26 protein-coding genes are annotated in these 18,830 nt (G+C 63.1%); 11 read left to right on the forward strand and 15 right to left on the reverse strand.

Annotated elements, in window-relative coordinates; translation table 11 throughout:
• Positions 1 to 81: 81 nt before the first annotated feature.
• Both EOA75_RS12005 and EOA75_RS12010 read right to left on the reverse strand, forming a co-directional pair.
• On the reverse strand, positions 82 to 339 hold the full coding sequence (locus tag EOA75_RS12005; protein ID WP_127240691.1) for a BrnT family toxin: 258 nt from the start codon (positions 337 to 339) through the stop codon (positions 82 to 84).
• A gap of 68 nt (positions 340 to 407) precedes the next feature.
• Positions 408 to 878, reverse strand: a complete 471-nt coding sequence (locus EOA75_RS12010; RefSeq protein ID WP_067325198.1) for an Lrp/AsnC family transcriptional regulator — start codon at positions 876 to 878, stop codon at positions 408 to 410.
• A 141-nt stretch (positions 879 to 1,019) separates the two neighbouring features.
• On the opposite strand from EOA75_RS12010, the gene EOA75_RS12015 reads away from it, so the two are divergent.
• Positions 1,020 to 1,775, forward strand: a complete 756-nt coding sequence (locus EOA75_RS12015) for a tryptophan 2,3-dioxygenase family protein (RefSeq protein ID WP_067325194.1) — start codon at positions 1,020 to 1,022, stop codon at positions 1,773 to 1,775.
• A 268-nt stretch (positions 1,776 to 2,043) separates the two neighbouring features.
• Positions 2,044 to 2,463 (forward strand): DoxX family protein, encoded by a 420-nt coding sequence (locus tag EOA75_RS12020; RefSeq protein ID WP_127240692.1) that lies wholly within the window; start codon positions 2,044 to 2,046, stop codon positions 2,461 to 2,463.
• Positions 2,464 to 2,475: 12 nt separating this feature from the next.
• On the opposite strand, the gene EOA75_RS12025 is transcribed toward EOA75_RS12020, so the two are convergent.
• The 4 genes from EOA75_RS12025 to EOA75_RS12040 form a co-directional block, all read right to left on the reverse strand.
• Positions 2,476 to 2,781 carry a hypothetical protein gene (locus EOA75_RS12025; protein ID WP_066999393.1) on the reverse strand — a complete coding sequence of 102 codons (306 nt, stop codon included), beginning with the start codon at positions 2,779 to 2,781 and terminating at the stop codon, positions 2,476 to 2,478.
• A gap of 63 nt (positions 2,782 to 2,844) precedes the next feature.
• The gene (locus EOA75_RS12030) at positions 2,845 to 3,114 is read right to left on the reverse strand and encodes a hypothetical protein (RefSeq protein ID WP_095778279.1); all 270 of its coding nucleotides are present in this window, start codon (positions 3,112 to 3,114) and stop codon (positions 2,845 to 2,847) included.
• 168 nt (positions 3,115 to 3,282) lie between these two features.
• Entirely contained in the window at positions 3,283 to 3,828 is a 546-nt protein-coding gene (locus EOA75_RS12035) for a hypothetical protein (protein ID WP_127240693.1), read from the reverse strand.
• A 139-nt stretch (positions 3,829 to 3,967) separates the two neighbouring features.
• Entirely contained in the window at positions 3,968 to 4,288 is a 321-nt protein-coding gene (locus tag EOA75_RS12040; protein ID WP_095829029.1) for a hypothetical protein, read from the reverse strand.
• A 521-nt stretch (positions 4,289 to 4,809) separates the two neighbouring features.
• Here EOA75_RS12040 and EOA75_RS12045 point away from each other — a divergent pair.
• From EOA75_RS12045 to msrA, 5 genes are all read left to right on the forward strand, one after another.
• Entirely contained in the window at positions 4,810 to 5,196 is a 387-nt protein-coding gene (locus tag EOA75_RS12045) for a hypothetical protein (protein ID WP_095802597.1), read from the forward strand.
• A complete protein-coding gene (locus tag EOA75_RS12050; RefSeq protein WP_127324318.1) occupies positions 5,189 to 5,581 on the forward strand; it encodes a hypothetical protein in 393 nt (130 codons plus the stop codon). The genes EOA75_RS12045 and EOA75_RS12050 overlap by 8 nt, the downstream gene beginning before the upstream one ends.
• Positions 5,541 to 6,263 carry a terminase family protein gene (locus EOA75_RS12055; protein ID WP_245466615.1) on the forward strand — a complete coding sequence of 241 codons (723 nt, stop codon included), beginning with the start codon at positions 5,541 to 5,543 and terminating at the stop codon, positions 6,261 to 6,263. The genes EOA75_RS12050 and EOA75_RS12055 overlap by 41 nt, the downstream gene beginning before the upstream one ends.
• A 790-nt stretch (positions 6,264 to 7,053) precedes the next feature.
• Positions 7,054 to 7,305: a hypothetical protein gene (locus EOA75_RS12065; RefSeq protein ID WP_067325169.1), complete on the forward strand. Its 252-nt coding sequence runs from the start codon at positions 7,054 to 7,056 to the stop codon at positions 7,303 to 7,305.
• A gap of 177 nt (positions 7,306 to 7,482) precedes the next feature.
• Positions 7,483 to 8,001, forward strand: coding sequence for a peptide-methionine (S)-S-oxide reductase MsrA (gene msrA, locus EOA75_RS12070; protein WP_067325167.1), 519 nt, complete (start codon positions 7,483 to 7,485; stop codon positions 7,999 to 8,001).
• A 122-nt stretch (positions 8,002 to 8,123) separates the two neighbouring features.
• Here msrA and EOA75_RS12075 read toward each other — a convergent pair whose 3' ends face one another.
• Positions 8,124 to 8,318: a hypothetical protein gene (locus EOA75_RS12075; protein WP_095778310.1), complete on the reverse strand. Its 195-nt coding sequence runs from the start codon at positions 8,316 to 8,318 to the stop codon at positions 8,124 to 8,126.
• Between the two features lie 166 nt (positions 8,319 to 8,484).
• Here EOA75_RS12075 and EOA75_RS12080 point away from each other — a divergent pair, with 166 nt between their 5' ends.
• Positions 8,485 to 8,754 carry a hypothetical protein gene (locus tag EOA75_RS12080; RefSeq protein WP_127241096.1) on the forward strand — a complete coding sequence of 90 codons (270 nt, stop codon included), beginning with the start codon at positions 8,485 to 8,487 and terminating at the stop codon, positions 8,752 to 8,754.
• Positions 8,755 to 8,789: 35 nt separating this feature from the next.
• Here EOA75_RS12080 and EOA75_RS12085 read toward each other — a convergent pair whose 3' ends face one another.
• From EOA75_RS12085 to EOA75_RS12100, 4 genes are all read right to left on the reverse strand, one after another.
• A complete protein-coding gene (locus EOA75_RS12085) occupies positions 8,790 to 9,335 on the reverse strand; it encodes a hypothetical protein (RefSeq protein ID WP_127324320.1) in 546 nt (181 codons plus the stop codon).
• Positions 9,336 to 9,371: 36 nt separating this feature from the next.
• Positions 9,372 to 9,890, reverse strand: a complete 519-nt coding sequence (locus tag EOA75_RS12090) for a hypothetical protein (RefSeq protein WP_127324321.1) — start codon at positions 9,888 to 9,890, stop codon at positions 9,372 to 9,374.
• 7 nt (positions 9,891 to 9,897) lie between these two features.
• Positions 9,898 to 10,350 carry a GFA family protein gene (locus EOA75_RS12095; RefSeq protein ID WP_127324322.1) on the reverse strand — a complete coding sequence of 151 codons (453 nt, stop codon included), beginning with the start codon at positions 10,348 to 10,350 and terminating at the stop codon, positions 9,898 to 9,900.
• Positions 10,351 to 10,442: 92 nt separating this feature from the next.
• Positions 10,443 to 10,733 (reverse strand): hypothetical protein, encoded by a 291-nt coding sequence (locus tag EOA75_RS12100; RefSeq protein ID WP_095784117.1) that lies wholly within the window; start codon positions 10,731 to 10,733, stop codon positions 10,443 to 10,445.
• 600 nt (positions 10,734 to 11,333) lie between these two features.
• Here EOA75_RS12100 and EOA75_RS12105 point away from each other — a divergent pair.
• Positions 11,334 to 12,560 (forward strand): anion transporter, encoded by a 1,227-nt coding sequence (locus EOA75_RS12105; protein ID WP_067325157.1) that lies wholly within the window; start codon positions 11,334 to 11,336, stop codon positions 12,558 to 12,560.
• Between the two features lie 185 nt (positions 12,561 to 12,745).
• On the forward strand, positions 12,746 to 12,976 hold the full coding sequence (locus EOA75_RS12110; RefSeq protein WP_067325155.1) for a hypothetical protein: 231 nt from the start codon (positions 12,746 to 12,748) through the stop codon (positions 12,974 to 12,976).
• A 176-nt stretch (positions 12,977 to 13,152) separates the two neighbouring features.
• On the opposite strand, the gene EOA75_RS12115 is transcribed toward EOA75_RS12110, so the two are convergent.
• Positions 13,153 to 14,211 carry an aminopeptidase gene (locus EOA75_RS12115; protein WP_067325154.1) on the reverse strand — a complete coding sequence of 353 codons (1,059 nt, stop codon included), beginning with the start codon at positions 14,209 to 14,211 and terminating at the stop codon, positions 13,153 to 13,155.
• Positions 14,212 to 14,712: 501 nt separating this feature from the next.
• Between EOA75_RS12115 and EOA75_RS12120 the strand changes: the two genes are divergently transcribed.
• Positions 14,713 to 15,870, forward strand: coding sequence for a sulfite oxidase (locus tag EOA75_RS12120; protein WP_127324324.1), 1,158 nt, complete (start codon positions 14,713 to 14,715; stop codon positions 15,868 to 15,870).
• Positions 15,871 to 16,004: 134 nt separating this feature from the next.
• Here EOA75_RS12120 and cyoD read toward each other — a convergent pair whose 3' ends face one another.
• From cyoD to EOA75_RS12135, 3 genes are all read right to left on the reverse strand, one after another.
• Complete coding sequence (gene cyoD, locus EOA75_RS12125; RefSeq protein ID WP_066997081.1) at positions 16,005 to 16,415, reverse strand: cytochrome o ubiquinol oxidase subunit IV; 411 nt, start codon at positions 16,413 to 16,415, stop codon at positions 16,005 to 16,007.
• Entirely contained in the window at positions 16,412 to 17,131 is a 720-nt protein-coding gene (locus EOA75_RS12130; RefSeq protein WP_127324325.1) for a cytochrome (ubi)quinol oxidase subunit III, read from the reverse strand. Before EOA75_RS12130 ends, cyoD begins: the two co-directional genes overlap by 4 nt.
• Positions 17,128 to 18,830 (reverse strand): cbb3-type cytochrome c oxidase subunit I (locus EOA75_RS12135; RefSeq protein WP_245466616.1); only part of this gene is annotated, 1,703 nt, incomplete at its 5' end. The genes EOA75_RS12130 and EOA75_RS12135, both read right to left, overlap by 4 nt.

Raw genomic sequence — 18,830 nt, forward strand, 5'->3', positions numbered from 1 at the left:
GCCCGGGCGATGGCGAGGGCTTCCTCTCGGGTGCGCTTCGGCGGGATTGCTTCCCGGTGCACGAGCGCGGAGCGGGAACGACTAGAGGTTTTCGACATAACTCTCGATCTTCTTCTTCGTGGCCCGTCGCAGCGAAATCACCCGGATCGTTTCGCCGCGCTCGACATAGACCATCACACAGACTGACAGGCCGATGATCCCGGTGGCGACCAGGCGTTCCGTGCTGTCGTCGATGGCGACGACCGCGTTGGCGAAATCGAATTCCGGAGCGAGCTCGAAATCGATGCCGTGCTTGGCCTTATTGATCTTAGCCTTTGCGGCATCCCATTCGAAAAGCATCGCCCCCGCCCGTCTCGACAATTAAGGTATATACCGAAATTACTCTTTGATTGCAAATATTCTTGTAGTCATTCCCTTAGCGCATGCGCCGCTGCATCGGCGAACGAGATGTCGCCCTTGATCTCACGCATCGCCATCGAGGTGACGGTGCGGCGCACGCCGGGCAGCCGGCTGAGCTCCTCGCGCAGCATTCTGTCCAGCGCCCGCATGTCGACGGTGACGATCTGCAACAGATAGTCGGCCTCGCCGGTCGTGGCGTAGCAGCGGCGGATCAGCGGGTGCTTCCTCACCGCCGCCTCGAAGGCGTCCGACACCTCGAAGTCGATCGACACCTGGATGAAAGCCTCGATGTCAAAGCCGATCGCTGCCGGATCGATGCGGGTGGAATAGCTGCGGATGATGCCTTGAGCCTCGAGCGCCTTCACCCGTTTCCAGCACGGCGTCTTGCTCAGTCCCACCTCTTCGGCCAGCTCGCCGAAGGAGATGCGCGCGTCGCGCTCGAGTGCTGACACTATCTTGCGGTCAAGGGCATCAAGCATGATCCGTTCTCCAATGTCGCAGCAATGGACGGTAATCGTACTCCAATTTACGCCGTTTGGATAACAGAAAGGAACAATGTTCAAGCCGGAAGCGCTATCCTTGGCTGCCTGCCGAACATGCCCGCGCGAGGAGGATGAGCCATGGACAAGTCGGACTATCACGCCCGCATCGAGGCGCCCGAAATGCGCGACTACGGCGTCTATCTCAAATGCGACCAGCTGCTCGCCTGCCAGAAGCCGCTCTCGCAAATGGTCAATGCCGACGAGCTGCAGTTCCAGATCGTGCACCAGGTCGAGGAATTGTGGATGAAGCTCATCGCCTACACGCTGGTCGACGTGCTCGACTATCTGGAGAGGCAAGACACGCACCGCATCATCACGCTGATGGGCCGCGTGCACCGGCTGGTGCGCATGATGACGGCGCAGCTCGATCTGCTGGAGACGATGTCGCCCAAGGAGTACCAGCAGATCCGCCTCGAGCTCGGTAATGGCAGCGGCCAGGAATCGCCAGGCTTCAAGCTTATCCTGCGCCTGCCGCCGGACCTCTGGCGAGCCTTCAAGCATTCCTATCTCGACGGCCGCGGGCTTTCCGTCGAGGACGTCTACGACGCTCACTACGACCATGGCGATGCTTATGTCGTGGCCGAGGCGTTGATCGAGTTCGACGAGCTGTTCCAGAAATTCCGCGCCAACCACCTCTATCTCATCCACCGCTCGATCGGTCTTGGCGCCAAGTCGCTGAAGGGTCGCCCGGTGGAGATCCTGGAAGGCGGCGCCCGCCACCGCTTCTTCCCCGAGCTCTGGGACATACGCTGCGACATGACCGACCGCTGGGGTGCGGCCTACGGCACCGTGCGCGACTCGATCAGCCACCCGCCGCACGCGAAGGCGGGCTGAGCTTTCTCGCCCCGCGCGAACAGGGGAGAGGTGGCGCGGCGTAGCCGCGAGGGAGAGCGCCCTCGTTGAGCGCCGAGCTTGGCTGTGGGCTCGCCGTCTGGCGGTTCGTCCCGGCGTCGCCGGCGCCTCACCGGCTGCTGCGCGGCGACTCTCCTCGGCCTGCAGTGGGGGTGAGGAAACAAGTGAAGCAAAAATTCCAGCCCCCTGTCGGAATCATTGCCCTTCCTCCGTCCTTGGGGCATCAACAGCTTCGAACCGGAGGGACAACGTGGAAACGCAATCGGCCTGGCAGACCGCCGCCATTCTCATCGCTCGCCTGATCTTCGCCGCCGTCTTCGCGATGGCCGTGACCTTCAAGTTCATGGATATGGCCGCCACCGCTGGCTACATCGCCGCCGCCGGGTTTCCGTTCCCGCTGTTTCTCGCCTGGTGCGCGGCGATCCTGGAGGTGCTTTTGGTGATCGCCTTCCTCACCGGCGCCTTCTTCACGCCGGCGGCGCTGGTCGCGGCAGTTTATGTGATCTTCCTCGGCTTTTCATTCCACGGCCCGTCGCACTGGACCGGCAACCAGGCCGAGTTCGGCTTCTTCGTCGATCATTTCACTTTCCTCGCCGGCCTTTTCTTCGCCGCCGTGCATGGGCCGGGCAAGTTGCTCGCCGTCCGACAGGGTTGGCCGGGCCGGGCGTGAGGCGCCGCCACTTCACATCTGATCGTTATAGGGTTCCTTCATCTGCCCGACCATGCGCGCCAGCTTGGAGAAGGAAGGCATGTCCGCTTCCGGCTGGCATTGGTTGGCGAGCTCGAGCAGGCGGATCGGGAAGTTGATCGCATCGCGGTTCGACGCCGAAATCGCCTCGGACCGGTCCTCGCCTGTCTCGACGGCCTCGGCCTTGCGCAGCGCGATGTCGATCTCCTCGACCGTCAGCACCCCCTTGCGCACCAGAGTATGGTTGATTGCCGCGACGGCCATCAGCAGGCCCTCGAGTTGCAGATTGGCGACGTTCATGGCGCTTCCTCCCATTGACCTCGCTTGAAAACGCATGAGCGGCGTTTCCGATCCGGGACCGCCTTAGGCCTCCATCAGGCGCACGCCGTATTCGGCCCAGAGCTGCTTGATCTCGCGGGCGCCCAGCGGCGGGGTCGAGCGATCTCCATAGGAGATGGCCACGGCGCTCAGATCATATTGGCCGTCTGCCTCGGCGATGAAGCGGATGGCTTCGCCAAGCGGGCGCGAATGGAAGACCGGATCCGCCTGGCCTCGGCCAAGACTGCGAACGCCTGAAATACCTGCTGGCGCATGCCGCATCCGAAAGACCGATGCCATGGCGGATTTGTCCATGCCCGCTCTCCGCGATTCCCCTTGGGGAATGATTCCATAAGGTCCGGCTAATGACCAGCCCAACCGGGCACACCAACGACAACCGGGCACACCAACCCGCCGCTATGGAAAGGCCGGGCTCTGGGCCCGGCCTCCTTCCGCGGCCTGCGCTGGGGCGGCCGTCGTGCTCTAGCGGGTCCAGGGGCGAGCCCAGTCGTGGTCTGCGTCCGAGTTGCGCGCCATCGCCATGCCGATCAGCAAGCCGACGAGCCCGCCGAGAACCATGGCAGTGGAAACGGTGCCGGGATTCTGCTGAACGGTTTCGGAAACGCTCTGCGCCCGGCTTCGCAACTGCCTTGCCGCGCGTGAGGCGCGATCGCTCGCGCCGCCGTAGAATTCAGAAGCTCGGTCGGCCGCGCCGCTGTAGAGGCCGGAGGCCCGGTCGGCCGCGCTCTGGTACCACCCTTGCGTCGCACTGGCGGCTTCCTCGGCCTGATCGGCAAGCGCGCGGTTGAGCCGGCTCACCTCGCGCTTCAATTCGGCGATCTGCTTCCTCATCGCCGCTTCCGAAGCGGCTGAAGATCTGGCGCTGGTGCGCGAAGCGCTGCCGCTGCGGGCAGCGCTGCTGCGGCTCGGATTGCTCCGCTCTGTGCCGCCGCCCTGGGACGTCGAGCTGCCGTTGCGCGCGGCTGCTGCGTTCGTGTCCTTACCCTGGTTGGTTTCGTCGTCTGCCATGGGTCTCTCCTTGCTGAACTCTGCAACGGCTCACGCTCGACCTTGCAACGGCTCACGTCCGCCATGGTTCCCTTCCAAGCAAAGGGCCGTGGAGCGGAACTCCACGGCCCTCGCGCGACGAAACTGCCGCGTCTCGTTACTACTTGCCGCAATGATTATCGTTGACCGACGGCGTAGCCGTGCCAGGCGACGTGTGAGTTGCATCCGGCTGGGCGCCCTGCGGCGTCGCGGGGCAATTCCGATCGGCGTTCGAATTCATGCCGTCCGTGGTGATGCTGCCCGTCGTGCCTGTATCGGGCGCCATCTGATCGGGCGGCGGATTGGCAGGCGTGGTGGGGTCCACCGTGATGCTCTGGCCGCTGCCCGCCGTGTCGGCGGTACCGCCCGTTGAATTCTGAGCCATCGCAGCCGTAGCCAGACCGATGGTCAGAGCCGATGCCGCAAGAATCTTGATGAGCATGATCTTCTCCTTCTTGTGCGAGATCGTTTCTCTGTTCGGGAGTCTGTGGCGTCGCGACTAAGGGTGGAACCCCTCGGCCCTGAGGTGGTTCCGAGAAAAAATTTCTGGAACTTCCACAATTTATCGGTGCGCGAGCGAAAATCGCTTTCCCGGCAAGGCTGCAGACAAGCAGCTAGGAAAATTTACCTAAGAGCCTTGTTAGGTGAGGGCAGCTCTGCTATGATTTTATCCATGGTGCTGATTTGCGCCAACGACCCGCCAGCCGGCGGGTTTTTTTTGTGGCTCCTTACCTTGGTGGCTTCGCCAGTTGGCGAGGCGACGGGACAGCATCCTCCTGTGGCGTGCCAGCCATATCCCCCGCAAGAAGGGGGTCCGATGTCGCGGAGGCTTTTGCCAATCCGATGTCCCGAAACGGGCGCCAAGGCCGAAGCCGTGATCTCCCCCTTGGGGCGAGATGTCCGGCAGGACAGGCGGGGCGGGAACTCGCCTTTTTAGTTGAATCCAATCTGCGGAAGCTCTGCATGCCACGCTATGCCACCATCATCACCGGCGACGACGGCGCCGAAATCGTCAGCGCCATCGGCGAGTTCGCATCGTTCGGCGAGCCGCCCCGCACAAGCCGCGTCGAGGCAGTCGCGCCGGGTGTGCGCATCGGCATGGTGCGCGGCGGTCCGGTCGACGCGATCGCCGGCTTCGGCTTTCCGCGCCAGGGTCTCGATCCGTCGGCCATGAGAGCCGCCGCGGCGAAGCTGAAACGAACGGAGCCGTTTTCCGGACAGGTCGATCAGCCCTCCGCGCCGAAGGCCGCCCGCGCCAAGCCGCGCAAGAAGCCGGCGCGCAAGCCCGCCAAGTGGCGTGCGGTTCGTTCCGCCGGAACGCCGGCAGCCGATGCAGCCGTCAATGGCTGACGGCGCAGGCAAGGCGCGGCGCGCCGGCGCCCGAACCGCTGGAGCGAAGGCTGAGCCGGCCGCCGCGCCGATCGCCAGGCGCTCGAAAAAGACGCTGGGCGACGATTTCGCCGCGGCGCTGCGCGCTGATTTCCGCGCCCATGGCGCCGGCGTCATCGCCGCGGTCAGGGCGGAAAAGCCCGACCAGTATCTGAAGGTCGTGCTGACGATGCTGCCCAAAGAGTTCTCGCAGGGTCTCGATGCGAACCAAAACAGTCTGGGCCAATTGAGCGATGAGGAGATCCGCAGCCGCATCCGCTGCCTCGAAGCGAGGCTGCGGCCGTTCGTCGATGATGGCGACCTATTTGGCGCTGCTCGAGGAGGTGGACCGACGCCGTCAACGTAACCTTCTTGCTGCCTACAGGCCGTACCAAAGGCAGGCCGAGTTCCACGCGGCGGGGGCAAAAAACCGCGAGCGCCTGTTCATGGCCGGTAACCAGCTCGGCAAGACCAAGGCAGGGGGCGCCGAATGGGCCATGCACCTCACCGGCCGCTATCCGGACTGGTGGATGGGCAAGGTGTTCGACACGCCCGTCCGGCTTTGGGCCGCCGGCGTCACCGGCGAGGGCACGCGCGACAATCCGCAGCGTGGGCTGGTCGGCCCGCCGCAGCGACAGGCGGAATGGGGCACCGGCATGATCCCGGCCGACGCCATTGCCGAAACGACGATGGGCCGCGGCGCGCCCGGAGCGCTGGACAGCGTCGTTGTGCGCTGGGGCGGTGGCGGTGATGTGCAGGCGGGCGAAAGCGTGCTCTCCTTCAAGTCCTACGAAAAAGGCCGCGAGAAATGGCAGGGCGAGACGCTGCACGGTGTCTGGTTCGACGAGGAGCCGCCGCTGGACATTTATTCCGAGGGTCTGACCCGCACCAACGCGACGGGCGGGATAACCATCGTGACTTTCACACCGCTGCTCGGGATGTCGGATGTGGTGCTGCGGTTTTTGTCGGCGGAGGCGGTTCAGGGCTTGGGTTCCTCGCCCCCGCAAGGCGGGGTGGCCGCGAAGCGGCCGGAGAGGGGGTCTTCGTAGGGCGACAAGCTTACAGTAGCTTTCCGCTCTTGCATCGACAGCCGGCGCTGCCCCCGCTCCGTCGCAGCTTCCGCCGCGCCACCTCCCCCACGTTCGTGGGGCGAGGAATTGGAGCCAAAAAATACGGATGAAATCTGATCAGGGATATTTGCTGCCCGCAAGCTGCCTGGCGCGAGCCTTAGGGTCGGTCGCTTTCCGGGTTAGCGGTTGGCACCATATCCTTTCGTCACGAGTAATTGGATTGTACCAGACATTGCATACTTTGTTCGGTGTGTCCGGGATACAAACTTTGCGTTGGAACCCCCTGAACTCGTGCATCCCGCAGGTCTGCTTGCTCGTGTCATAGGGCACGTTCGACTGGCAGGCTGAGGCGCTCGCGGCAATGGCCACGACGATTGCAATGCGGATCATGTATCTCCCCCGTTTCATCAGGAACTTCGCATTGATGAACAGTATTATCAACGACAATAGTTGGTTGGGGCAAATAGTTACGACGAGACTAATATGTCCCGACACGTGACCTTCATGACCATCGAAGATGCCGGGCACTATTCGCCCGAGCAGCGCGCGGAAATCATCGCCGCCTTTCGGACATCGTGTTCGAGGTGCTGGTGCGGCGCTTCAGGCCCGCACCAGAAGAATGAGCGGCGCGGAATGGGAGCCGTGCCGATCAGTCCCAAGCATTGGCGACACCGGCCGGCAAGAATTCTGCCAATCGCGATGAACCAATTCGCGTGGCCATGCGACGCATCGGTGCAAATGAACACCCGTGTATCCATGGAGATTTTCGATGCCTGCAATCCTTCGCAATGCACTTCTTGCCGCCCTGGCCGTATCCGCCCTGGGTGGATCCGCGATGGCCGGCCAGCAGATCTACGAATGCGACAACACGCCGACCAACAAGCTGTGGGCTGGCCGCTGCTGCGGGGTCGGCGACGCGAATTGCCTCGGTGGTGAAAGCCATGGCCATGACCGGGGGAATCCCGGCCGGGGCAACAATGGCGGAGGCGACAACGGCAGGGGCGATAAAGGGCCCAAGTGAAGCTGGCGCTCAGCCCGAGGCTCGCCGGTTTGCCCGACCGGCGAGCAATCGGCAGATTCGGCGCCGTGGCTCGTTTTCCCCCTTCGACCTTTCCCGGCGCCTTTTTCCAGCCGCTTGAGCCGCTGGAAGAAGCAGGCCACAATCCCCACTTATGGAGAAATCCAAAGGAGGTTTGACATGGCTTCTTCCGAACGCGCGGTCCTTGCCGGCGGCTGCTTCTGGGGCATGCAGGATCTGATCCGCCGCTTGCCCGGCGTGATCTCCACCCGTGTCGGCTACAGCGGCGGCGACGTGCCGAACGCAACCTACCGCAATCACGGCACCCATGCCGAGGCGATCGAGATCGTCTTCGATCCGACCAAGACCAGTTTCCGCACGCTGCTCGAGTTCTTCTTCCAGATCCACGATCCGACGACCAGGAACCGTCAGGGCAACGATGTCGGCATGAGCTACCGCTCGGCGATCTTCTATACCAGCGACGAGCAGAAGCGGGTGGCCGAAGACACCATCGCCGATGTCGACGCCTCGGGTCTCTGGCCGGGCAAGGTCGTCACCGAGCTCGCCCCGGCCGGTGCCTTCTGGCAGGCCGAACCCGAACATCAGGATTATCTGGAGCGCTACCCCAACGGCTACACCTGCCATTTCGTTCGGCCGGGCTGGAAGCTTCCCGTCCGCGAAAAGGCCGCCGCATCATAAAAATAGGGCTGCGCAGCCCTTCATTCAGGATCACGCCCGCCGTGCCGAAAGGCATGGCGGGCTTTTTGCGTTCCGGGCGCAAGCCCGCATCTCGCCGGCATGCTCCGGCTGGAATTGTGGCCTTACCCCTTGGCCCGGCGGTTTTCGTTTTCGTGGCTGCCGATCCAGTGGGCTCGGATGCGGTCGCTGGCTTCAAGGTAAGCCATGTCGATGAGATAGGTCAGAAGCTTTTCGCCGTCGGCCTCAGCCTTCTGGCGAAGCTCGCGCAAGATGCCCTGCGCAAACTGCAGGTTTTCCATTTTGCTCGGCTGGTCCATCGGTGCCCCCAATGTCTACGTGGAAGTTTGGCTGACTATACTTGTACGAAGGTTGTCGGCTCGCTCGCGGCCAGGCTGCGCCCGGTTGCACCTGCGCTCGATCAATGAAGCTGTTGCACATCGCGCGAAAATGTCGATATTTTACGCCCCCAATCGGATGGCGAATATGCATGAAGACGAGGGCAGCACTCCCGACAAGCTGCAAGCCATGCTTGACGTGATTGCCAGGAGCGAGCCCGCGAGCGGGAGCGGACAGGCCGATCTCGGCAGGCTGCAGGCCGATGCCGCCAAGGCCGCCAACGTGCTGATCGAATTCTACGGCGACGCTGCCCTCGAGCGAGCCAAGCTTATCGAGCGCCGCTCGCCCCACTCGCATTTCGCGCGCATGGTGACGGCCGAGATCGGCAGGCGCGGCAGGCTTCCGCCCAGAAGCTAGCCCGGAACCCGGCCGAGAAACCGACAAAGATCGCCTCAGGACGATTTGCGCCTCCTCGATCTCTCGCCAAGCCTTTGCAGGATCTCTTCCTGGATGTTGTCCAGCAGGTAGGAAAGCATGTCGTCCCCGATCGACTGCGCGAGTTCCCTGGCCTGCTCGACATGGTCGTGGATTTCGCGCAGCGAGTGATCCTCGCCCGCGGCATCCTGCGTCAGGTCGATGAACCAGCCGGGATAGAGCGCTGCCTCGCCCATGTCATCGACATAGCACTGGCCGACGGCAAGGATCTTGCGCAGCCCCATCTTTTCCGAGCGGACCTTGTAGACCTCGCGGAAACCTGACCTGCGCTCGATCGCCTTGCGGATCGCCAGCCGAACCCGCGGCCGATCGTCCCGCTCGATGCTTTGCATGCACCGCTCCAGCGGCGCGCCGTGCGAGAACTCCTCAAGCGTCAGGTCGAAATAAGCGGACAGATTCGCGTCCCCATAGACGCGGTCGCGCTTGATGTCCCAGGTCCAAAACCCGTCGATCGGTGGATACCGGAGATGCACATTGCGGCTGCGTTGAGGCGCCAGTGGCATGAAAACCGCCCCGTTCGGTTTCAGGATTCGCCAGTACTATGTCTTAAAATCAAAAAGAAACAAAGGTGAGTTTTTGTACAAGGCAGGAAAATGATTGGCCTGCCGCTTGCTTCCATGGCTACGCCGCATAGTTGGCATCATCCAGGAAATACGGTTGGTGAAAAATTTTCTCTGGCCGAAACAATTTTCATTCCGTGTCGCAAATGAAGCCGGTGCTTCACGCGGGAAGGAAGCTTTCGAACTAGAAACAACATCAAAAGTTGTATTCTCCCGGACGCAACGCCTGGGGCTGGACATACTGTCCATCTTGTAAGGCCGGCGCGGCAATGCTGGTGTTGCCTGAGCCGCGCCGGCCGAAGCGGCCTCCAAAAGGTTTTTCGCCGCGCCGGGGATGCTAGCGCCGCTGCCGCGCCGGCAAACCGACCGTTGGTTGAAAATGCCCGACTTCCAGAAGAAGACAAGGCCCTCGCGGTCAGCGTCCGGTCGTTCAGGGGCATAGACGCCGGCTCGCTGGACCGATGCGTCCTTGCTCTGCGACTTAAGCCTTACTGCCATTCAGCATTTAGGCTGATTTGCGATACGGCTCGCGCACGGCCTCCGGCTCGGCATCATCGGCCGCCGACTCAGCGACGGTCCGGTCATGCTCGAATTGGCTCGCCTCGGGCAGAGGATGCAACCACTGCTCGCGGCGGCCGATCCACAATTCGTAGCTGGGCTCAAGCCCTTCGGTCGGTACGACATCCAGGCTGCCGATCATCACCTCGGCCTCGTCCTCGCGAACCGACGGCAAGCGGCTGCCGCAGGTTGGACAGAAGCTTCGCCCGCCATAAGTGCTGGTGATACCCGCGCTTTCGAATGCCTGGCGCGGCCATATGGCAAAGGCCTGATACGCCGATCCGCTGGTCTTGCGGCAGTCCTTGCAATGGCAAAGTCCCACCCTCAGCGGCTCGCCGGTCACCCGGAACTGCACACCGCCGCACAGGCAGCTGCCGCTACGCATGACATCGTTGAACATGGCCGTTCCTCCTGCAGCCGGGACATTGGTGTCACCATCCGGTACAATTCGCATGCCGCCTCAACTGTTCCACAGCGCGGTCGGAACGTCGCTCAACCGGGGAAGTCGAAGACCGGTTCCTCGCAGCGGTAGACGCGGCATGGACCATCACGGGTCGGAACCGCGACCGACATCGGGACTTCCGGCCAGTCGCACTCATTGCCGAATTGGCGCACGAAACGATCATAAGTGTTGGGCCCGGTGGTCAGCACCGCAGCATGCCGGCGCTGGATCAGCGCCTGCGTCTCGCCACAGGTCATGGCGCGTGTGTCGGGCCGCGCATCGGCGGCGCCCGCGGTCCATAATATCGTGCCGGCAACAAGGGCGGTCGTCAGGCTTTTCATCGAAGCGCCAGCTTTCAGTGATGGCTTTTGCAGTACGAATATGGCTCGCCGCCGGAACACCGCAAGGCTTTTGAACAGCAAAACGACGCCGATGAGGATGTCTGCGCAACCGGCCTTGTCGCGGTCGGACGGACGACGAAGCGACCGTCAGCGCGACGTCGGTAAGAACCCGGTCAGGCATTCTGGCCTCCCGATCCGCCGCATTCCAGGCAGATCACACTGTGTCCCGGACAGCTCAGCCGGTGCGTTCCTTCCGGGCAGCAATGGCCGTTGGAGGCGACCCAGCGGTCGCAAATGAAAATTTTCCTGGCGCCATGGCAGCGCCGGCATTCCGCCGAGGGCATCAGATTCTCGTTTGGCGAGACGCGATGCTCCGCTTCAACGACCGCGTTCATCCATTTAGTCCCCAACGACTGGATTGTCGGTCCTGTTTTTCTCAAGACATTACATTAGCCATCCGAGATATAAAAGCCCCGGGCGGATGACGAAAGTTTCATCCCTCGACCCTTTCCCTTTGCGCTGCCGTTGCTAAAGCTCGTCCGGCAAAGGGCGCCCGAGCAGATTCCGTCGGGCGCGGGCAGGCAACGGGATTTTCCTGCAATGACATGGACCGGTGCGGGAGCGCTTTTCATCCTGGTAGCCACTTATGCCGGCGTTGCCGTCGGCCGTATTCCGGGCTTCAGGCTGGATCGCGCCGGCATCGCGCTGCTCGGTGGCGCCGCCATGATCGCGATCGGCGCGATCGGCATGGAGGATGCCTACCGCGCCATCAATTTCGACACGATCACGCTTTTGCTCGGCATGATGATCGTGGTCGCGCATCTGAAAGTGTCGGGCGCGTTCCGGGCGCTCGGCGGCTTCGCTATTGAGCATGCGCACGCGCCCTTCATGCTGCTCGTCATGGTGACGCTTCTGACCGGAGTGCTTTCGGCCTTTCTGGTCAATGACGCGATCTGCCTGGTGATGGCGCCGATCGTCGTCCACGTCACCCGCGTCATCCGGCGCAACCCGGTTCCCTACCTGATCGCCACCTGCACGGCCTCCAACTGCGGCAGCGTCGCCACCATCACCGGCAACCCGCAGAACATGGTCATCGGCGCGCTCTCGGGCATTTCCTATCCGGCCTTCACGGCGGCGCTCGCGCCGGTGGCGCTGTTCGGCCTTGTCGCCGTCATCGTCATTGTCCGCATCGTCTACCGCGGCGAATTCTCTCGCCCCGCCGAGCTCAGCCCCGAGGTCTATCGCGGCCGCATGCTGCCGGGACAGGTGCTGAAGGCGACCATCGTCTGCGTGGTGCTGGCGTTCGCCTTCTTCGCTGGCGTGCCCGTCGCCAAGGCGGCGCTCATTGCCGGCGCTTTCCTGCTCGTCACCCGCGCGATCAAGCCGCACCGCATCTACCGCGAGATCGACGGCCCGCTGCTCTTCATGTTCGCCGGACTGTTCGTGGTCGTGGCGGGCGCGGAGCGCACGCTGCTCACCCCCGACATGATCGCCGCGGCGAAGAATATGGGTCTCGACGATGTTTGGCGGCTCTCCGGCTTCACCGCGGTGCTTTCCAACGTCATGAGCAATGTGCCGGCGGTGCTGGCGTTGAGGCCGTTCATCCCGGGCCTCGAAAACCCCCACCGCGCGTGGCTGGTCGTGGCGATGAGCTCGACGCTCGCCGGCAATTTCACGCTGCTCGGCTCGGTCGCCAACCTCATCGTGGCTGAGCAGGCAAGAGCGGCGGGCAAGGAGCTGTCTTTCGCAGCTTTCTTCAAGGTCGGTTTGCCGCTGACGCTGTTGACGCTGGTCTTCGGCACGGCGTGGCTGGCGCTCACTTCGTAGCCGTTGGACGCCTTTACGTTGGGTGCGATCGCGTCGGCGTAGGCGATTAAGCCGGAAAACGCCAAGCAGCTGGCGGGGAGAATAGGGCAAGGTTCTGCTGTGAGTGCGACAATGCCCCATGGAGCCTTGTTTTTGTTTTCAGGCCCGGTTAAGCCGCCGCGCAACCAACCGAAGGACGACATAAAGTGAGCGAACCGACCGTGGCCGAAGCGACCGAAAGCATCTATGCCTCGATCCGCGCGGACAACGCCGACATCGATGCGCATATCGCGACGCTCAAGGCGGCGATGGCGCGGGAAGGGCTGAAACAGGCGGTGTTCGAGCCGGCCAAGCTGGCGCACAACAACCGCGCGGGCCGCAAGCTGATGCAGGCCTATTTCCGCCAGCGCGGCGTGACCGTGACGTTTTCGAGCTAGGGGCCGCGCGCCGACCGGGCGCCGCTGTTGCGACGAGGCTCCGCAAGAGGCCTTTTTGGGGCGTCGCGGCACCGCGCGGCTGCCTAAGGGCAATCGCATATGGCGCGCCCGATGTGATTGGCTGCCGAGTTGGCTTCGCTCATGTCGGGTACGCGGCCGACCCTTGCCTGTTCAGGTCAATCGCACGCCGCCACGGTCTTCAGCGTCTGGGCGCGCGCAGGTCCGGGCAAATTCCCGATCCTTCGAACGGCGGCGTAGAACCTTGGATAGTCGCCGGAGCACAAGTCGAACAGGCGAAGAAACGCCGGAACCTGTTCGCCATAGACGGCAGTCGCGGCGAGCTTTGCGTTGTTGATCGGGCTATCGAACCAGGCGTCATAGCCCCGGTATCCGGCCCAGCGCGTATCGCGCATGCGCCGGTAGCGCATCCGCAGCCTGTCGATCGTGGCTGCTTTGGCGGCGGCCATCTGCTGTGGGCCACGCGGACTTCCATAGACTTGGCGCAACTCGTCCCGGGTTTTCGCTATCAGTCCGAGAAAATCGGCGTTGCGCTTGCGATTGGCTTCGTAGCGGCGCAATCCCGCGCGATTGCCTGTGGCGCGGAGCCATTTCCTGACGCCGGTGGTTTCGACCGAGACCGCGAAAGCCTCGTTGAACGCGGAGTCGCCGTTCACATAGATTTTCTGATGCGCCAGCTCATGGAAGATCAGGCTTGCGAGATAGGTGTCGTCCTGGCGCAGCATGGTGCTGAGCAGCGGATCGCTGAACCATCCGAGCGTGGAATATGCGGTGACGCCCGAGACGTAGACGTCCAGCCCCTGCCGCTGCAGTTCGGCAGCGCTCTCTGCCGCCGATTTCCGGGAAAAGTAACCCCGGTACGGAACGCAGCCGAAGACCGGAAAGCACCATGTTACGGGCGTGAGCGAGAATTGCGGCGCGGCAAAAACCGCCAAGGTCACAGCGTCCCGGCCGATGTCGACATAGCTGCGGTAGCTGCTGTTTTCGGGCAGCGCCAGTTCATCCGTGGCAAAGCGGCGTATGGCGCTCGCCGACGTCAGCTTGACGCGCAATGCCTCCGGCGTTGCGGGGTCGCGGATCAGCTTGCCGACATTCTTGCGCGCCGCCATGATCTCAACATGGCCCTCCAGCGACTGCGCGTAGTAGGAAATGCTGGTGCACCCGGCCACGCCGGCCGCCAGGACCGCCGCGGCAAGCAATCGAAAAACGCGCCTCACAGCCTGCCCCACCGCCAGTTCATCTCCCCGTGAAGCAAGTGTCCCCATTTGACCGCGAGTCTCAAACAGGCCCGCCGATCTTCGTCAAGACCTGGTGGGACGTCACGGGTCGGACTTTGGCAGGATCGGCAACGCCTCAGAGCTGACATCGGTGCTGACCAGGTCCATGCCGCTCACGAGATGCAACGCATCAATCGTCGGCGGCATTCAAGCTTGGAGCACGATGCAGGTATCGAGTCCTGATGCGAAGATGCCAGCCCTTGGCCTCGCCACGACGACAGATAGGGCGTATATTTGAAGACCGCCGGCTCGGACCTGACACGCCGGCGCATTGAGAGCGGGAGACGTCGCTTCAACTAGGGCGCACTTCCAACTCGGGGGGTGTTCCACGCGCTCTCATCATTGCCCGCCGCGTCCGGCTTCTGCTTTGCGCGATCGCGGTCGCTATTCGCATTTACTCACTGAAGGAGAACTGAGCTTTTCACTGGAGGAGAAGTGATCATGCATTACCTTCCCAGACGTGAATTCATGATTCGAGGAGGGGCAACCCTCGTGGCGCTGGCGTCCTTTCAATCGCGGATTGCCTATGCTTTTCCAACCCGGGCCGGCGAGGAAGTCATCAAATGGCTCGATCAGTTGCCGCCAAACCCGGTTCCGCAAGTCATCAAAAATCAGTTGGTGTGGGAGGATCTCGATTCCTGGGTGACGCCCAACGACAAGTTCTTCTCAATCGCGCATTTCGACCGGCCGGTCATCGACGAAAGCACGTGGAAACTCGAAATTGGCGGGTCCGTCAAAAAGCCGACTGCCCTGACGCTCGCCGACATCAAGGCTCGACCACGCCAGGAAGTCACGTTCACGGTCGAATGTTCGGGCAATACTGGCCTCCCGTTCTTCAATGGCGGGATTGGCAATGCTCGCTGGGCGGGCACGCCGCTCGCCCCGATCCTTATGGAGGTCGGCGTCCTCGACAGTGGCATCGAGATTGTCTTCTGGGGCGCCGATAAAGGTGAAATCAAGCGAGCCGACGACGTCAAGTTTACGCAGAACTTTGCGCGCAGCATGTCGCTCGCCGACGCCTTGGACCCCAAAAACATGCTTTGCTACGAGATGAACGGCACTGCCTTGCCTGCCGATAACGGGTTCCCGCTGCGGCTGATAGCGCCGGGCTGGTACGGGATCGCGAACGTCAAGTGGCTCAAGCGTATCGAAGTCAGGGACCAACGCTTCGTGAACCAGTTCATGGGACGCGATTATGTCACGCTGCGCGAGGAGGAGCACAACGGCGAGACGGTATGGATGGAAACCTCTGTCGGGCGGGCGCGTCTGAAGTCTGCGCCGGCCCGGGTCACTCATATCGGCAATGATTACAGGATCGTCGGAGCGGCCTGGGGCGCGCCGATCGAGCGGGTCGAGGTGAAGATCGATGACGGCCCATGGATGCCGGCGACCATCGATGAAACCGAAAAGGCGGACTTCGCTTGGAAGATATGGTCCGTCGACTGGCCCAAGCCCTCCGCCGGGGAGCACACAGTCACCTCGCGCGCCGTTAGTACCGGAGGGCAGGTCCAACCCGCAATGGACGATCCCGTCATCGCCAAGAAGCACACCTACTGGGAAAGCAACGGTCAGGTGACGCGACGCATCGCCATTCACTGACCGGCGGAAGCCTATCAAACCTCTGACATCCATGTGACCCCATGCTTTTGGCATGGGGTCATGACGTCGATCGGGCCGGCTGTGACGGTGGCGACCCACGCGGGAGAACGCCTCTGCCGGCGGGTTGAGCCGCCTTATGGCATCATCCTGGCCTGATGGGCGCTCATCGGAGGCATGTTCAGGTTGAGATGGGCCATGATCCAGACCGAGCCGATCACGACCAGCGCGACGATCAGCACGCCGAAGGCGAGCGCGAGCACGTTGTTGGTGTTGTCGGGCCCGGTGGTCAGGTGCAGGAAGAAGACCAGATGCACGCCCATTTGCGCGATCGCCAGCACCACCAGGGCCGAGATCACCGCCGGCTGGTAGATCAAGCCGGTCTGCGCGGCGAGGAAAGAGGCGATGGTCAGCAGGATCGCGAGGCCGAAGCCGAGCAGGTAGCCCGACAGCCCTCCCGCCAGTTCGTGCTCGGTGATGCGCTCCTCGCCCGGCGCCGAATCGCGGCGGTCGAGTTCCTCGTCGGTCCGGCTGTCGATGTCGCTCATGGCGACGCTCCCAAGAGATAGACCAGGGTGAAGATGGCGACCCAGATAATGTCGAGCGCGTGCCAGAACAGGCCGAAGCAATGGAGCCGGCGCAGTATCTCCGGCCGGAAGCCCTTCACCCAGAGCTGCGCCATCATGGTGCCGAGCCAGAGCAGGCCGAGCCCGACATGGGTGCCGTGGCAGCCGACAAGGGCGAAGAAGGCTGACAGGAAGGCGCTGCGCGAAGGGCCTGCCTGCTCGCTCGCCATCACCGCGAATTCCTGCACCTCGAGGAACAGGAAGGCGGCACCGAGCAGGCCGGTGACCAGAAGCCAGAACTGCGTGGCGGCCATCGACCGGCGATGCGTCGCGAGCGTCGCCAGCCCGCCGGTGAAGCTCGATGTGAGCAGCAGCCCCGTTTGCGCCGCAACGCGCGGCAGCTCGAACAGCTCCTTACCGGATGGCCCGCCGGCGGTCGCCGTCGACAGGACCGCATAAGCCGCGAAGAAAGCCGAGAACATGATGATGTCGGACAGGAGGAAGATCCAGAAGCCGTAGGCCACGGTGACGAACTTCGAGGCCGGGCCGCCCTGGCCGTGGCCGGTCGCCGAGAGCGGGCCATGGCCGTGTCCCGCATGGCCGTGACCCCCATGACCGTGTCCCCCATGGCCATGCCCGCCGGACCGTCCAACCCAGTAGGGATCGCGCGCCGCGCTGCCGGCCGTGATGTCGCTCATGCCACGCGCTCCCGTCTGCGCAGCCAGGCAAGCTGTGCGGCCCTGCCGTCGCGGTCTATGCGCTCGACTTCCTCCGCGGAGACTTCGTAGTCGCCGTGCTCTCGCCAGGCGAAGACGACGAAAGTGATATAGGCGCCGATGAAGCCTACGATCGCCAGCCACCAGATGTGCCAGATCAGGGCGAAGCCGATCAGCGTGCTGAAGAAGGCGGTGACGAAGCCGGTCGGGCTGTTGCGCGGCATTTCGATCGGCTCATAGCTTTCGTCCTCGCCGGGCCTTTGCTCCTCCATCGCCCGCTGCTTGATGGTCCAGTAGGGTTCCTCGTTCTCGACATGCGGCAGCCGCGCGTAGTTGAAGAAGGGCGGCGGGGAGGATGTCGACCATTCCAGCGAGCGGCCGTCCCAAGGGTCGCCCGTTTCGTCGCGCAATTCGTCGCGATGCCTGATCGAGACGACGAGCTGCGCGACCTGGCAGGCGGCGCCGACGATCATCACCGCTATGCCGAAGGCCGCCACGACCAGCCACGGCGTCCACAGGTCCATGTCGATATGCTGGAGACGGCGGGTCATGCCGAGCAGGCCGACGATATAGAGCGGCACGAAGACCAGCACGTAGCCGGCAAGGGTGAACCAGAACGCGGCCTTGCCCCAGCCCTCATGCAGCCGGAAGCCGAAGGCTTTCGGGAACCAGTAGGTGAAGCCGGCGAAGGCGGCGAACAGCACGCCAGAGATGATCACATTGTGGAAATGCGCCACCAGGAAGAGCGAATTGTGCAGCATGAAGTCGGCCGGCGGAACGGCGAGCAGCACGCCGGTCATGCCGCCGATGATGAAGGTGGTGACGAAGCCCAGCGCCCACAGCATCGGCGTGTCGAAGCGCACGCGCCCGCCATACATGGTGAAGAGCCAGTTGTAGATCTTGACCCCGGTGCCGACGGCGATGACCGAGGTGGCTATGCCGAAGGCGGCATTGACGTCGGCCCCGGCGCCCATGGTGAAGAAGTGGTGCAGCCAGACCATGAAGGAGACGATGCAGATGAACAGCGTCGCCGCGACCATCGACCGGTAGCCGAACAGCGGCTTCGACGAGAAGGTCGAGAAGATCTCGGAATAGATGCCGAAGGCGGGCAGCACCAGGATGTAGACCTCCGGATGGCCCCATGCCCAGATCAGGTTCATGAACATCATCTGGTTGCCGCCGGCTTCGTTGGTGAAGAAATGGAAGCCGAGGTAGCGGTCGAGCGTCAGCATGGCGAGCGTGGCGGTGAGGATCGGGAAGGCCGCGACGATCAGCAGGTTGGAGGCGAGCGATGTCCAGCAGAACATCGGCATGCGCAGATAGCCCATGCCCGGCGCGCGCATCTTGAGGATGGTGGTCGCCAGGTTGACGCCGGTGAGCAGCGTGCCGACGCCGGAGATCTGGATCGACCAGAGATAATAGTCGACGCCGACGCCCGGCGAGTAGGTCGTCTCCGACAGCGGCGCATAGGGCAGCCAGCCGGTGCGGGCGAACTCGCCGACGACGAGCGAGATGTTGACCAGGAGCGCGCCGGTCGCCGTCAGCCAGAAACTCACCGAATTCAGCGTCGGAAAGGCGACGTCGCGGATGCCGAGCTGCAGCGGCACGATCATGATCTTCTTCGCCGCGATGCCCTTCGTCATCGGGCTGATGAACTTCGTCGTGCCGCTGCAGCTCGGCA

Origin of the sequence: Mesorhizobium sp. M1A.F.Ca.IN.022.07.1.1, from assembly GCF_003997575.1 — a bacterium.
Classification (GTDB): domain Bacteria; phylum Pseudomonadota; class Alphaproteobacteria; order Rhizobiales; family Rhizobiaceae; genus Mesorhizobium.

What these genes read in the sequence shown, in the direction of transcription:
- EOA75_RS12005 (WP_127240691.1), bottom strand. Translation starts at nt 339, where the DNA reads ATGCTTTTCGAATGGGATGCCGCAAAGGCTAAGATCAATAAGGCCAAG.
- EOA75_RS12010 (WP_067325198.1), bottom strand. Translation starts at nt 878, where the DNA reads ATGCTTGATGCCCTTGACCGCAAGATAGTGTCAGCACTCGAGCGCGAC.
- EOA75_RS12015 (WP_067325194.1), top strand. Translation starts at nt 1,020, where the DNA reads ATGGACAAGTCGGACTATCACGCCCGCATCGAGGCGCCCGAAATGCGC.
- EOA75_RS12025 (WP_066999393.1), bottom strand. Translation starts at nt 2,781, where the DNA reads ATGAACGTCGCCAATCTGCAACTCGAGGGCCTGCTGATGGCCGTCGCG.
- EOA75_RS12030 (WP_095778279.1), bottom strand. Translation starts at nt 3,114, where the DNA reads ATGGACAAATCCGCCATGGCATCGGTCTTTCGGATGCGGCATGCGCCA.
- EOA75_RS12035 (WP_127240693.1), bottom strand. Translation starts at nt 3,828, where the DNA reads ATGGCAGACGACGAAACCAACCAGGGTAAGGACACGAACGCAGCAGCC.
- EOA75_RS12040 (WP_095829029.1), bottom strand. Translation starts at nt 4,288, where the DNA reads ATGCTCATCAAGATTCTTGCGGCATCGGCTCTGACCATCGGTCTGGCT.
- EOA75_RS12045 (WP_095802597.1), top strand. Translation starts at nt 4,810, where the DNA reads ATGCCACGCTATGCCACCATCATCACCGGCGACGACGGCGCCGAAATC.
- EOA75_RS12050 (WP_127324318.1), top strand. Translation starts at nt 5,189, where the DNA reads ATGGCTGACGGCGCAGGCAAGGCGCGGCGCGCCGGCGCCCGAACCGCT.
- EOA75_RS12065 (WP_067325169.1), top strand. Translation starts at nt 7,054, where the DNA reads ATGCCTGCAATCCTTCGCAATGCACTTCTTGCCGCCCTGGCCGTATCC.
- msrA (WP_067325167.1), top strand. Translation starts at nt 7,483, where the DNA reads ATGGCTTCTTCCGAACGCGCGGTCCTTGCCGGCGGCTGCTTCTGGGGC.
- EOA75_RS12075 (WP_095778310.1), bottom strand. Translation starts at nt 8,318, where the DNA reads ATGGACCAGCCGAGCAAAATGGAAAACCTGCAGTTTGCGCAGGGCATC.
- EOA75_RS12080 (WP_127241096.1), top strand. Translation starts at nt 8,485, where the DNA reads ATGCATGAAGACGAGGGCAGCACTCCCGACAAGCTGCAAGCCATGCTT.
- EOA75_RS12085 (WP_127324320.1), bottom strand. Translation starts at nt 9,335, where the DNA reads ATGCCACTGGCGCCTCAACGCAGCCGCAATGTGCATCTCCGGTATCCA.
- EOA75_RS12090 (WP_127324321.1), bottom strand. Translation starts at nt 9,890, where the DNA reads ATGGCAGTAAGGCTTAAGTCGCAGAGCAAGGACGCATCGGTCCAGCGA.
- EOA75_RS12095 (WP_127324322.1), bottom strand. Translation starts at nt 10,350, where the DNA reads ATGTTCAACGATGTCATGCGTAGCGGCAGCTGCCTGTGCGGCGGTGTG.
- EOA75_RS12100 (WP_095784117.1), bottom strand. Translation starts at nt 10,733, where the DNA reads ATGAAAAGCCTGACGACCGCCCTTGTTGCCGGCACGATATTATGGACC.
- EOA75_RS12105 (WP_067325157.1), top strand. Translation starts at nt 11,334, where the DNA reads ATGACATGGACCGGTGCGGGAGCGCTTTTCATCCTGGTAGCCACTTAT.
- EOA75_RS12120 (WP_127324324.1), top strand. Translation starts at nt 14,713, where the DNA reads ATGCATTACCTTCCCAGACGTGAATTCATGATTCGAGGAGGGGCAACC.
- cyoD (WP_066997081.1), bottom strand. Translation starts at nt 16,415, where the DNA reads ATGAGCGACATCGACAGCCGGACCGACGAGGAACTCGACCGCCGCGAT.
- EOA75_RS12130 (WP_127324325.1), bottom strand. Translation starts at nt 17,131, where the DNA reads ATGAGCGACATCACGGCCGGCAGCGCGGCGCGCGATCCCTACTGGGTT.